Annotated in this window: 13 protein-coding genes; 2 read left to right on the top strand and 11 right to left on the bottom strand. The window is 59.4% G+C overall.

Annotated features, from left to right (window positions below; all coding sequences use genetic code 11):
* Window positions 1-105: 105 nt before the first annotated feature.
* Window positions 106-1266, top strand: coding sequence for an AAA family ATPase (locus ACODTD_RS13875; protein ID WP_285357460.1), 1161 nt, complete (start codon window positions 106-108; stop codon window positions 1264-1266).
* Here the strand turns inward: ACODTD_RS13875 and ACODTD_RS13870 are convergent.
* The 10 genes from ACODTD_RS13870 to ACODTD_RS13825 form a co-directional block, all read right to left on the bottom strand.
* Window positions 1263-2141, bottom strand: coding sequence for a transporter substrate-binding domain-containing protein (locus ACODTD_RS13870; RefSeq protein ID WP_489104945.1), 879 nt, complete (start codon window positions 2139-2141; stop codon window positions 1263-1265). The genes ACODTD_RS13875 and ACODTD_RS13870 overlap by 4 nt on opposite strands.
* On the bottom strand, window positions 2138-2935 hold the full coding sequence (locus ACODTD_RS13865) for an amino acid ABC transporter ATP-binding protein (protein ID WP_285357463.1): 798 nt from the start codon (window positions 2933-2935) through the stop codon (window positions 2138-2140). The genes ACODTD_RS13870 and ACODTD_RS13865 overlap by 4 nt, the downstream gene beginning before the upstream one ends.
* Window positions 2932-3591: an amino acid ABC transporter permease gene (locus ACODTD_RS13860; RefSeq protein WP_285357465.1), complete on the bottom strand. Its 660-nt coding sequence runs from the start codon at window positions 3589-3591 to the stop codon at window positions 2932-2934. Before ACODTD_RS13860 ends, ACODTD_RS13865 begins: the two co-directional genes overlap by 4 nt.
* Window positions 3572-4237: an amino acid ABC transporter permease gene (locus tag ACODTD_RS13855; protein WP_285357468.1), complete on the bottom strand. Its 666-nt coding sequence runs from the start codon at window positions 4235-4237 to the stop codon at window positions 3572-3574. The genes ACODTD_RS13860 and ACODTD_RS13855 overlap by 20 nt, the downstream gene beginning before the upstream one ends.
* Before the next feature lie 462 nt (window positions 4238-4699).
* Window positions 4700-5497: a MetQ/NlpA family ABC transporter substrate-binding protein gene (locus tag ACODTD_RS13850; RefSeq protein WP_011331930.1), complete on the bottom strand. Its 798-nt coding sequence runs from the start codon at window positions 5495-5497 to the stop codon at window positions 4700-4702.
* Between the two features lie 164 nt (window positions 5498-5661).
* Complete coding sequence (locus ACODTD_RS13845) at window positions 5662-6594, bottom strand: sigma 54-interacting transcriptional regulator (RefSeq protein ID WP_011331929.1); 933 nt, start codon at window positions 6592-6594, stop codon at window positions 5662-5664.
* A 56-nt stretch (window positions 6595-6650) separates the two neighbouring features.
* Complete coding sequence (locus tag ACODTD_RS13840; RefSeq protein WP_007952774.1) at window positions 6651-7232, bottom strand: alpha/beta hydrolase; 582 nt, start codon at window positions 7230-7232, stop codon at window positions 6651-6653.
* 169 nt (window positions 7233-7401) lie between these two features.
* Window positions 7402-7803, bottom strand: a complete 402-nt coding sequence (locus tag ACODTD_RS13835; RefSeq protein ID WP_003220570.1) for an ExbD/TolR family protein — start codon at window positions 7801-7803, stop codon at window positions 7402-7404.
* 1 nt (window position 7804) lies between these two features.
* Window positions 7805-8530: a MotA/TolQ/ExbB proton channel family protein gene (locus tag ACODTD_RS13830; RefSeq protein ID WP_011331927.1), complete on the bottom strand. Its 726-nt coding sequence runs from the start codon at window positions 8528-8530 to the stop codon at window positions 7805-7807.
* A 45-nt stretch (window positions 8531-8575) separates the two neighbouring features.
* Window positions 8576-9388: an energy transducer TonB gene (locus tag ACODTD_RS13825; RefSeq protein WP_041475106.1), complete on the bottom strand. Its 813-nt coding sequence runs from the start codon at window positions 9386-9388 to the stop codon at window positions 8576-8578.
* Window positions 9389-9792: 404 nt separating this feature from the next.
* Between ACODTD_RS13825 and ACODTD_RS13820 the strand changes: the two genes are divergently transcribed.
* The gene (locus ACODTD_RS13820; protein ID WP_011331925.1) at window positions 9793-10353 is read left to right on the top strand and encodes a hypothetical protein; all 561 of its coding nucleotides are present in this window, start codon (window positions 9793-9795) and stop codon (window positions 10351-10353) included.
* 207 nt (window positions 10354-10560) lie between these two features.
* On the opposite strand, the gene ACODTD_RS13815 is transcribed toward ACODTD_RS13820, so the two are convergent.
* The gene (locus ACODTD_RS13815) at window positions 10561-12921 is read right to left on the bottom strand and encodes a TonB-dependent receptor (RefSeq protein WP_011331924.1); all 2361 of its coding nucleotides are present in this window, start codon (window positions 12919-12921) and stop codon (window positions 10561-10563) included.
* Window positions 12922-12926 lie beyond the last annotated feature (5 nt).

Genomic DNA, 12926 nt, shown 5'->3' with positions numbered 1-12926 from the left:
CGACTGTGAGCTTAGAACAGGGTTCAACCTTCGTCCGGGCGATATATGCATTTCTGTGCGGCGAGTATCCTTATCCGGATTTCGGGGCACCCAGGAAGGATTTTCATGCTCAAGACCCTCGCGGTGGCCAATTACCGCTCGATCAATAAATTGGTGATTCCGCTGGGCCGTCTGAACCTGATCACTGGCCCCAACGGCAGCGGCAAGTCCAACCTGTACCGGGCGCTGCGGCTGCTGGCGGAAACCGCTCAGGGCGGCGTGGTCAATGCGCTGGCCCGTGAGGGCGGGCTCGACTCGACGTTCTGGGCCGGGCCGGAAACCATCAGTCGGCGCATGCGCAACGGTGAAGTGCCGATCCAGTCCACCGTGCGCCAGGGTGTGAAACGCCTGCGCCTAGGCTTTGCCGGGGAGGATTTCAGCTATTCGATCGCCCTGGGATTGCCTGAGCCGAGCCTCTCGTACTTTTCCCTCGACCCGGAAATCAAAAAGGAATGCATCTGGGCCGGGCCGCTTTATCGTCCGGCCAGCCTGCTGGTGGATCGCGACGGGCCGATGATCCGTACCCGCGACGGTCGCAGTTGGGACGTGCTGGCCCAGCACACGCCGAACTTCGACAGCCTGTTCGATCAGGTCGGCAGCCTGCGCACCTCCCCGGAGGTGTTCCAGATGCGCGAGTTCATCCGCCGCTGGCGCTTCTACGATCACTTTCGCAGCGACGCCGACGCCCCGGTGCGCCAGCCGCAACTGGGCACGCGCACGCCGGTGCTGCATCACGACGGGCGCGATCTGGCGGCGGCGTTGCAGACCATCCGCGAGATCGGCGATCCCGAGGCGCTGCAGGCGGCGATCAGTGATGCGTTTCCCGGTGCACGCCTGAACATTGCGCCGCTGGCGGGCGGACGCTTCGCTATCGAGTTCTTTCAGGAAGGGTTGCTGCGGCCGTTGTCGGCGGCGGAATTGTCGGACGGCACGTTGCGCTATCTGCTGCTGGTCGCCGCGCTGCTGACGCCACGCCCGCCATCGCTGATGGTCCTGAACGAGCCGGAAACCAGCCTGCATCCGGATCTGCTGCCGGCGCTGGCGCGCTTGATCATCCGCGTGTCGGAGCAGTGTCAGGTGTGGGTGGTATCCCATGCCCGACGATTGATTTCGGCGTTGCAGCAAGACCCGGAATGCAATTGCATCGTGCTGGAAAAAACCCTCGGCCAGACCGGGATCGTCGGGCAGAGGGTTCTGGATGAGCCGGCGTGGAATTGGCCTGATTAACCCTGCCACTTCCCGCCTTCGACAATCACGCTCTCAGGCTTGGTGTCATCACTCAGCTCTTTACGCACGTATTGGTCATACAGCTTGAGCAGATATTTCTCTTCCCCCAGCTTGGCCAATTCCGCATTCACCCAATCGCGCAATTCGATATTGCCCTTCTTCACCGCCGGCGCAATCGGTGCTTCGGCGCCAAGTTTTTCGTCCAGCACACGGTAGCCCGGGTTTTGCTTGGCCCAGCTGAACAGCACCAGATTGTCCTGCGCGTAGGCATCGCCACGGCCGTTGGCCAGGGCTTGCAGGGACTCGGAGTTTTTCTCGAACTTCAGCAGTTTCCAGTCCGGGTGGTTCTTGGTCAGCCAGATATCGGCGGTGGTGCCAGTGGTGACGATGGTGGTGCGGGTTGCCAGATCATCGAGCTTTTTCACATCACTGCTCTGCGGCACCAGCGCCTGCACCGCGACCTTGAGATTCGGGTTGGTGAATTCCACCGCTTCCTTGCGCTCCGGGGTCACGGTCATGTTGGCGAGGATCAGGTCGACCTTGTCGCTTTGCAGAAACGGAATGCGGCTCGCCGGTTCCACGGCCACGAACTCGACCTTGTTTTCATCGCCCAGCAGATCCTTGGCGAATTGACGGCCGATGTCGGTATCGAAGCCGACGTAGCGCCCCGCTTCGTTGACAAAACCGAACGGCGGCTTGTCGGTGAATACGCCGACGATCAGTTTGTCGCGGGCCTTGATCTTGTCCAGGTAACCCGCCGGCGCGGTGCTTTCGCTGGCGACTTTCGGCTTGGCCCGCTCTTCGGTCTTGTTGCAGCCGGCCAGCAACGCAAGGCTGATCAGCGGTAATGCAAATAGGGCTTTGGCAGTTTTCATGGCAGTTCCAGTTCCTTGGTTTGAGGCGTTGTGGGCGAAGTCGTTGAAGTCAGCGCTTCGACGTAGGAGAACTTCTCCAGGAACTGCTGCGCGCGTGCGGTTTGCGGGTTCGTAAAGAAAAGCTCGGGCGGGTTCTGTTCAAGGATGCGCCCGGCATCCATGAACACGATGCGATCGGCCACCGCGCGGGCGAAGGCCATCTCGTGGGTGACAATCAACAGGGTCATGCCTTCGCGAGCCAGCCCCTGAATCACTTCCAGCACTTCCTTGACCATCTCCGGATCAAGGGCGGCGGTGACTTCGTCGAAGAGCATGACCCGCGGGTTCATGCACAGCGAGCGGACGATGGCGATGCGTTGCTGCTGGCCACCGGAGAGCTGGCGCGGGAAAGCGTCGCGCTTGTCCGCCAGGCCCACGCGCTCAAGCAACGCTTCGGCTTGTTGCTGTGCTTCGCGGCGTTCGCGCTTCTGCACCTTGAGCGGGCCGAGCAGCAAATTGTCGAGCACGCTCATGTGCGGAAACAGGTGATAACTCTGGAACACCATGCCGATCTGCTGACGCACTTCGCGCCAGTCGGTGGCCTTGTCCAGCAATTCGCGGCCGGCGAATTTCAGGTGGCCGCTGTGGGCGGTTTCCAGACCGTTGAGGCAACGCAGCAGGGTGCTTTTGCCGCAGCCGCTGGGGCCGAGGACGACGATGACTTCGCCGGATTTCACTTGCAGGTCGATGCCCTTGAGCACCTGCTGTTCACCGAAGAATTTGTTGAAGCCCTGAAACTCGATCAATGCGCTCATGCTTGCGTCCAGCGCCGCTCCAGCACGCGCGAAGCGGCCGACAGCGGGTAGCAGATGAAAAAGAAAAACAGAAACAGCGCGCCGTAGATCAGCACCGATTCGTAGGTACGCTCGATGATCTGCTGCCCAACCTTGATCACATCCACCACACCGATCAGCACCGCCAGGGAACTGGTCTTGATGATCCGCGTGTAGACGTTGACGGTCGGCGGCGTCATGCGCTTCAGCGCCTGGGGCAGCAGCACGTAACCGTAGAGCTGCGCCGCGTTCAGGCCGATCGACAGCCCCGCCTCACGCTGCCCGCGCGGCAACGAATGCAGCGCACCGCGCGCCACTTCGCCGACCTCACTCGCGCCCCACAGCGACAGCACCAGCACCGCGCACCAGAAGCTCGGCAGGCTCAGGCCGAAGAAAATCGGCAGGCCGAAAAACAGCAGGTACAACCAGACCAGCACCGGGATCGCCCGGAACAGTTCCAGATAGATCCGCAGCAGCGCGTTCAACCACCGTACCTTGAGCGTGCGCAGCACGCCGTAGAGCACGCCGCCGACGGTACTGATGGCGATGCTCAGGAACGAGATCGACAGGGTTTGCCCGGCGCCTTTGGCCAGTTGCGGCAACGACACCCAGAGCAGTTCAAGACCCGAACTGGCCATGCTGGAGCCTCCTTTCCAGACGGCTCAACAGCAGCGACAGCGGCAGGAACAGCAGCACGCAGATCAATGTCAGCACGGCGAGCATTTCGTAGGTTTTGTAGTAGAGCGCGATGTAGCTTTTGGTGGTGTAGAGAATTTCCGGCACCGCCACGGCCGAGACCACGGTGGTCTCCTTGAGCAGGAAAATGAAATTGGCGAACAGCGACGGCAGGCTGAGGATTCCGGCTTCCGGCAGGATCACGTAACGCAGCAACTGGCCGTGGGACAAACCGATGGAGCGCCCGGACTCCAGTTGCGCCTGGGGCACCGCATCGACGCCGGCGCGCAGCACTTCGGTGAAGTAGGCACCGCCGAGAAAGGTCATGGTGATGATCGCCGCGGTGAATCCGGAAACCTTGATCCCCAGTGCCGGCAGCGCGAAGTAGACGAAGAACAGCTGGATCAGCAGCGGTGTATTGCGCGCCAGCTCCACATACAGCCCGACCAGTTTTTGCAGGTAAGGCGTGCGGAACACCAGAATCGTCGCATTGAGCAACGCCACCAGCAGCGAGGTGCCAATGGCGATCAAACCGACCTGCAGCGTCACGCCCACCGCTTTGAGAAACGCCGGCAAGGTGCTGAGGATAAATGCGTAATCGAAGGTCATGAAACATCCTGACGCCGCTCGGTAAGCGGCGGTGGTGCAGTCCATGGACAGCGGGTAACTGTCCGGCAGGCACCGACTTTATAGGCATAAGAAAAAGAATTTAAATACCGTTAAAGCATATTGATATCACACAAAAAACTATCCTGCGGGTTTGCCCCGACAGAATAAGAAGGCTATTTTTCCTTTCGCTGTAGGACGGATCTTTTTTTCATGAAAGCCCTCCAAGGACGAACAGCTTTTGGCCAGACTCCCCCGGCCAACCCCATAACAAGGAAGAGAACATGGACGTAAAAGTGCCGCAGCGACCGGACCCGCAGGATTTCGTGAAATGGCTGGTGGCCTTGCGCAGAGCGCTGAAAACCAGCGCTGCCTGAGTCAGCCACACGCAAGAAAAAACGCCGATGACCATCGCGGGTCATCGGCGTTTTTTTCAACCTTGAAGGGGGTTGCTGCTGCGTCGGATCAGAACGCCGGCAGTACCGCGCCGTTGTACTTCTTCTCGATGAACGCTTTGACTTCAGGGCTGGTCAGGGCAGCGGCCAGTTTCTTGATGGCGTCGCTGTTCTTGTTGTCTTCACGGGCAACCAGGAAGTTCACGTAAGGCGAATCCGCGCCTTCGATCACCAGAGCGTCCTTGGTCGGGTTCAACTTGGCTTCAAGTGCGTAGTTGGTGTTGATCATGTCCAGATCGACTTCTTTCAGAACACGCGGCAGCAGGGCCGACTCCAGTTCCTTGAACTTGAAGTTGTGCGGGTTCTTGGCGATGTCTTTTGGCGTGGCCAGGGCGTTCTTCGGATCTTTCAGTTCGATCAGGCCAGCCTTCTGCAGCAGGATCAGTGCGCGACCGCTGTTGCTGCCTTCGTTCGGAATGGCGATGGTGGCGCCGTCCGGCAGTTCAGCCAGGGTCTTGTACTTGCTCGAGTAGCCACCGAACGGTTCAACGTGCACGCCTTGCACGGTCACCAGGTACTTGGCCTTGTCATCCTTGTATTTGCCGGCGTTGAAGCTGTCCAGGTAAGGCTTGGTCTGGAAGTAGTTGGCATCCAGACGCTTCTCGCCCACCTGTACGTTCGGCTGTACGTAGTCGGTGAAGACCTTGATTTCCAGATCCACGCCTTCTTTGGCGAGGGTCGGCTTGATCAGCTCGAGGATCTCGGCGTGCGGCACCGGCGTCGCGGCCACCACCAGTTTCTCGCCAGCCTGGGCCAGGGAAGCCGTCAGAGCAGCCGCCAATGCGGTAAACAACAGAACCTTTTTCATGCAGTGTCCTTATCGAAAATCGGTCGTCATCGACGACGGCATTAATACGTGTGCCAGCGATGTGCTACTGCTGGCGTGAAGCGGACAATACCGGGATTTTTTATTCCCGGACAATAACGTTTATTCAGCTTCATATTCCATTTTGTTCATGTTGAGCAAAAGGGTTACAACGCCTCGCTCAAGCTCAACAGCCATTCTTTCAATGCCTTACGTTCGTCGACGGTGCCGTTGAGGCTGACGCTCGCCACCTGACGCTCGATCTGAACCTGCGGCCCAGACACCTCGGGCAGGTTCAGGTGCTCCGGCAGGATTTCGTCGCCGGTGCTCACCAGCAACGCAAAATGAATGACGTTTTCCAGCTCCCGGGTGTTGCCCGGCCAACTGTGCTGTTCCAGCACCTGCTGCGCCGCTTCGCTGATCAAAGGCACCGGCAGATCCAGACGCTGGCTGTAAATGCCGAGGAAGTACTCGGCCAACGACAGAATGTCGCCAACCCGCGCGCGCAACGCTGGCAGTTCCAGATGCCCTTCGCTGAGATAGTGATAAAGCCGCTCGTGGAATTTCCCTGCCGCCACCGCTTGCGCCAGATCGATGCTGGTCGCCGCTACCAGGCGCACGTCCACCGGGCTCGGCTGATGCGCACCGACGCGGGTGACTTCGTGGTTTTCCAGTGCGGAAAGCAACTTGATCTGGATCGGCAACGGCAGGTCGCCGATCTCGTCCAAGTACAAGGTGCCGCCGTTGGCTGAACCGAACCAACCGGCGCGACTGCTGGCCGAACCGCTGTAGCTGCCGGCGGCATAACCGAACAATTCCGCATCGGCGTAGGTCGGGCTGATCGCCCCGCAATTGACCGAGACAAACAAGCCGCTGCGATCACTGGCGCGGTGGATGTGGCGAGCGAGCAATTCCTTGCCGGTGCCGGTCTCGCCGCGAATCAACACAGAGATCGAGCGCGGTGCGAGTTGGGCCATTTCTTCGCGCAACTGGCGCGAACGTGGATCGACGAACACCAGCGCCTTGGCGCGAATGCTCAGGGGACTTTTTTCCGCATCGGGAAAGGTCAGCAACGGCTGACCGAAGGTTTCAAGACTCATGGCAGACTCCCGCCCCAAATCGCCGGGAGACGGGGGCGTTGAACAAATAAAAGTGGTCAGGCACGGCGCCGGGCGTGGTGTTCCATGCGGTTTTGCAGGCGATACAGATAAGCGAATCCCTGCTCCCAGCGTTGATGCCCGGACTTCACGTTGATATGGCCGGCGCCCGCGAGAATCCCCGCCTCGGCGCCCCAGTTGCGCGCCAGTTCCAGCGCACGCGGCGCACTGACGGCGGCGTCGTTGTCGGAGCTGACGACCTGGCTCGGGAAGGGCAGCAGATCGGTCGGGATCGGTGCGAAATTGCGCAGTGCCGGCACGCACGCCGGACGCTCGACATCCGCTGGCGCCACCAGCAGCGCCCCCCGCACTTGACGCAAATGATGCAGTGGCGCAGTAGCCGCCCAGTGCGCCACGGTGATGCAGCCCAGGCTGTGCGCGATGAGAATCACCGGCGAGCTGTCGGCGGCAATCGCCTCGGCCAGCGCCGCGACCCAGTCTTCACGACGCGGCGTCAGCCAGTCGGCCTGCTCTACCCGCGCGCTGTTGGGCAGGCTGTTCTGCCAGTGGGTTTGCCAATGATCTTCTGGCGATCCTTGCCAGCCCGGCACAATCAGATAGCGGATTGATTCGTTGCGCATGGGGGAGCTCTCCTGCGTCGTGTCTGTTCCTGAACGAGTATAGGGACGGGATTTATATTCGTTAAGGAATAAGAAGCTATTTATTAAGACCTGAAAAGAATATTAAGCATTGAGCAAAAAAAGGGGCCGCACCCTGCCAAGGAGACGGCCCCGGAAAAACGTGAAACCCTTATCGTGCAGTGATCACCGACAGCTTGGTGATGCCCGCCCGCTCAATCGAAGCCATGGCTCGCGCCACTTCGCCGTAATTCACCCCGTCGTCGGCCTGCAATTGCACGCGCACTTCCGGGTCCTTGGCCTTGGCCGACTTGAGGTTGAACTCCAGCAGATCCGGCTGGATTTCGTCCTTGTTGATAAACAGTTTTCCAGCACCGTCGATACTCACCACCAACGGGTCTTTCTGCTCGACCGGCGCCACCGCTTCGGTCTTCGGCAGGTTGATCGGTATCGCGTTGGTCAAAAGCGGCGCGGTGACGATAAACACCACAAGCAACACCAGCATCACGTCCACCAGCGGCGTCACGTTGATCTCGCTCAGCACCTCGTCGCTGTCTTGCGTGGAGAAGGCCATATCAGGACGCCTCCTTCACTTTTGTTGCGTTGCCCTGGGCCGCAGCCTTGTGCGCGGTCGGGTGAATCAGCACACGGAACGAACTCTTTTGCGCCAGGCTGTAGAAGTCGTGGGCAAAGTCATCCAGGTCCGCCGCCGTCAGTTTCAGACGGCGCAAAAAGTAGTTGTAAACCAGCACCGCCGGCACCGCGACCGCGATCCCCACACCGGTGGCGACCAGCGCTGCACCGATCGGTCCTGCGACCGTTTCCAGGCTCGCCGAGCCCGCCGCGCTGATGCCTTTCAACGCTTCCATGATTCCCCACACCGTGCCGAACAGACCAATGAACGGCGAGGTGCTGCCAATACTCGCGACCACCGCCAGACCGGTTTCCAGCGAACGCCGCTCGCGAACGATCTGCTGACGCAAGGCACGTTCGAGGCGATCCTGATGGTTGATCGCCTGGCTCAGGTCATTGGCCTGCGGCGCCTCGCCCACTTGTATCGCCGCATAACCGGCCTGTGCCACCCGCGCTGCCGCGCCGGGCTGGGTTTCGCTCAACTCGGCGGCGGAGTCCAGACTCGACGCCGCCCAGAAGCGCTTGTGAAATTTGCGGTCCTGCGCCTTCAGCCGGCCGAACTGCACAGCCTTGAGCAATGCCAGGCCCCAGGTAGCGACAGAGAAGACCACCAGCAGCCAGATCACCGCGCTTTCGATGGATTCCAGTGGAGATGCCAGTAACGTCATGATGTGTTCCCTCGTGTAAACGTTTAACGCGAAATTGGTTTCGGTTTAATGAATCTTGAAATCGATGGGTACGCTGACCCAGCCGTCCTGGGCGACATCACCCTGCTTGGCCGGCACGAAGCTCCAGCGCTTCACGGCGTCCAGCGCCGCGTCGTCGAGCTGTTGCCGGCCACTGCTTTTCTGAATCTGGATTTCGCCCGGTTTGCCGCTGGCCAGAACGTGCACCCGGAGCAACACCGTGCCTTCCCAACCGCGACGCTGGGCCAGCGACGGATACTCCGGCGCCGGGTTCTTCAGGTACGCCGCGTTGGCCGAGGCCGGCGTCACCGGCGCAGGTGCCGGTGGTGCAGGTGGCGCGGGCGCGGCGACCGGGGCGGCCGGTTGTGGCGGAGCCGGTGGTTGCTCGACCGCTTTTGGCGCCGGTTTCGGTACGGGTTTGGCGACCGGTTTCGGTTTTGGAATCGGCTTTGGTTTCGGTGGCGGCTTGGTTGCCAGTTCGTCCTCCACCGGGGGCGGAGGCTCAACCACAGGTGCCGGTGGCGGCGGCACAACTACAGGTGGTGCCGGTGGCGCCGGGCGAGAAAACTCGATGGTCATCGGTGGAATTTCCGGCGGCACGATCGGCAGCGCCGGCGTCGGATGCTGGTTGATCCAGTAGATCACCGCGCCATGCACCACCAGCGCCAGAACGCCGAGCAGAATCGTTTCGCGGCGGCTCAAAATGCCCTTGGGCGCGCGCTGCAAACGCAGCTGCCCCAACGGCACGCGATGGGGCCGGCCGAGATCGACCAACTCGCCGCTCGGCGCCTGGCGCCACAGCACCTCCTGTGCGCTGGCGGCGGTCTGGACATTGCCCATTGATTTACTCCCTGCGGTCTCTTTGCGAAAAGCCCGAAGCGTCATGCCTGACATCCCCCGCACAACGTTTCAGTTGGTGAATCATTGATACAGACACTTATTTCTTAAAGTATTTTTTATGACAAAGTATATAACCAAAAAGAATATAAATACCGATTGGTTTTCTGAAAGCCTTGCCTTACAAGGGCTCTGGCCAACATAGCTCTAACCACATGCTTTTAAGGCATGGAAAATATTCGTCAAAGGCAGCTTGAACGATAGAAAAAGAAAATCAGGAATTAGAAGTTGGTCATTATTCCAAAAGATTATTGAAAATCTTCAAAACCTGTAATTTCTGACAGTATCGCCACTGTCAAAAACATCATCAAATGAGGGCGTATTACCTACTACGTTGAGAAACCCTTATGAAACTCAATAATTTCGTTATAGCCCTCGCTCTGCTTTCATCGACCCTGCTGCACGCAGCCGAAGAATCAAAATCTGCCGATTTCAAAACGGATTTCAAGAACGCTTCCCAAGCTCTAACACTTATAGCTAAAATCTACGGACACCCCGATACGAATTTATTACCCGGAGAAAATATCTCTATACCATTCTTACCTGTCGCAGGCGCCATTATTAATGCCTCCGCGAGCGGCAAAATCCAGCACATTTCGATTTCCCGGGTGGGGTGCCCTCAAGAACTGTGCGTTGTCCTGTCTGACTCTAAAAAATCTAATTCATCGTTGAACAAGACTGCGGCTCAACGTCGCATAACCCCTGATTTCGAGATCATCAACAAAGGAACATCAAACATTACGGCTCGTAAAGTAGACGATTTGTCTTGGGTAACCATTCCACCCGGAGGATCAGCGAAAATTGGCAACATCAATGATTCAGGATTTCATATAGATGGGTATATGAAGATAATCCAAATTGACAAGCAAAAGTGCACTCTCGAACACTGCTTTTGGGTTCTAGAGTAGCCAAATCCATTCAAAGCATACTTCAGCCTTACTTATGCCGACCTTCTATGTTAATACTTCCTCGAAATATGCCCTTTCTTAATACATATCAGATACTTGAATGATGATGTCTGTTGTACGTCGTGATACATCTACACGTAATATTCGGCCCCCCCTTTCTGGCAGGCGTAACAGGCGCCCTGCCAGAAAGTGCATTTCAAACCACCTTTAAAAGTCGTATCGACCACTCACACCTAACGTTCTAGGCGTACCGAGCAGGCCTTCATAGCCGCCGTTGCCGCCGGTCCACAGGGTCGTGTAGTAGGTTTTGTCGAAGGCGTTTTTCAGCCACAGCGAGACGTCCCACTGACCCTGATTGAAATCGCCGCGCAGGCCAGTGGAGAGATTGACCACCGCGTAACTCGGGATCTGGCCGTAGTCGGAATCCTCGACCGTGCCCACCGCTTTGGAGCGGAACGCGTAGCTGCCGGTGACATAAGGTTGCAGCCCGTTATCCAGATTCCATTCGTACTTGCCGTTGGCGTTGCCGATCCATTTCGAGGCGCCGACCACCTGATGACCGCTGAGGTCGCACGAGGCCGGAGCACCCGGTGCCTGGCTGACTTCAGGCGGGCACGGCGCGTCCTTGTAGGAGAGATAGCTGACGTCGTTGTACGAGCCGTTGAAGTTCAGCGTCAGGCCACGCAGCGGGATCACGGTGCTTTCGAACTCCACGCCACGTGAGCGCACTGAACCGGCGTTGGTCAGGTATTGCACGCGGTTGACGTCGTCGTAGGCGTTGGTCTGGTAAGCGTTGACCTGGGTCCAGAACACGTTGGCGTTGAGCTGCAAACGGCGATCCCACAGCGTGCTCTTGAAGCCGAGTTCGGCGTTGTTGGCGCGCTCGGTGCCGATCAGCAACGAGTCGGCACCAGCGGTCGGGGCCGAGCCGACCACGAGGTTGACCCCGCCGGATTTTTCGCCGTGAGACAACGTGGCGTAGCCGAGCAGATCATCGGTGAAGCGATAGCTGAGGTTGAGCAATCCGGACGGGCTGGAGCTGTACTGGTTCAGGTCGCCGGAATCGTAGGCGCCAGTCCGGCCGCGTCGCGCGGTGGCTGCGGCACCCGTGACAGCGGCGCCACCGACCGGCGCATCACGATTGACCCAGGCGTTCTTCTCTTCATAGGTGCCACGCACCCCGGCGGTGAAATCCAGACGTGGGGTCAGGTGCCAGGTGCCTTGGGCGAACAACGCGAAACTGTCGGTCTTGATATGACCACGGCCGACGCTATTGACGTTGGCCAGCGCGCCCCGTGGCGTGCCGTTCCAGATGTCGGCCTGCGGGCCGTAATAGGCGAAGGATTTGTTGTCCAGGTCCGATCCGAAATAGTAGGCGCCGAGGACGTAATCGAAGAACTCGCCCTTGGGCGACGCGAGGCGAAATTCCTGGGAATACTGTTTGTCCTCCACCGACACCCCGGCGTTGTAGGTGGCCGGCACATTGAGGCCGTCGTCGTTGCGCGGGGTGAAATTCCAGAAGCGATAGGAGCTGACCGAGGTCAGGGTGAAGTCGCTCGGCAGGGTCCAGTTGGCCTCCACCGAGGTGCCGCCCTGATGCACGGTGACGTGCTGATCGTTGTCCAGGTTGACCTTGCGGTGCGAGCCGTTGACCAGCGTCGCGCCGGCAGCGGCGGCGCGGGCCGAGTAGAGATTGACGCCATTGATGGTCGGTCCGGTGTTGTACAGCACCCGGGTGCCGGCGCTGGAATCCTCTTCGTTGTAGTCACCGATCCAGCGCAGGTTGAAATTCTCGTTGGGCTTGAACAGCAACTGCGCCCGGAAGCCGTCGCGGGAACCACCGTTCAGGTCATGGCCGTTGAATTCGTTCTTGATGTCGCCATCGCTGCGGGTGCGATAGGCCGACAAACGCCCGGCCAGCACATCGTTGAGGGGCCCGGAAATGGTGCCCTTGGTCTGGAAATAACCGTCCTCGCCGACCGAGGTTTCGATGCTGCGCTCCGGGGTGAAACTCGGCGCGCGGGTGCTGATGTTGATCACCCCGGCGGTGGTGTTCTTGCCGAACAACGTCCCTTGCGGCCCGCGCAGGACTTCGAGCTGCTCGATGTCCATCAGGTCGAACACCGCCATTCCCGGACGGCCCAGATAAACGTTATCGATGTACAGCCCGACGCTGCCTTCCAGACCATCGCTGGCCGGGTTGTTGCCCAGACCCCGGATCGACACGCTGGACTGACGCGCATGCATGTAGGCGACGTTGACGCTGGGCACCAGTTGCTGAAGATCCTGGATTCGGTAGACCCGTTGCGTCTCCAAAGTCGTGCCGCTCACCACGCTCATTGGCGTCGGCACATCCTGAGAGCTTTCTTCGCGACGGCGGGTGGTGACGGTCACGGTTTCCAGTTGCGAAGTGGCGGTCGCGGTCTTGCCTGCCGGTGCCGGCACAGGGGTTTCGGTTTCCGCAGCGTAGCCGTGGGTCCAACTGGCACTCCCCGCCAGCAACAGGGCCAGGGGCAGACGTTTGAGCCGTCGTGGCGGCGGCGGTGAAGCGAGGTTCAACGGACTCATGGGAC

It is taken from the genome of Pseudomonas sp. FG35, from assembly GCF_057809295.1.
Note: the sequence above shows the minus strand (reverse complement) of the source record. Positions and strands in the feature narration are given on the sequence as shown.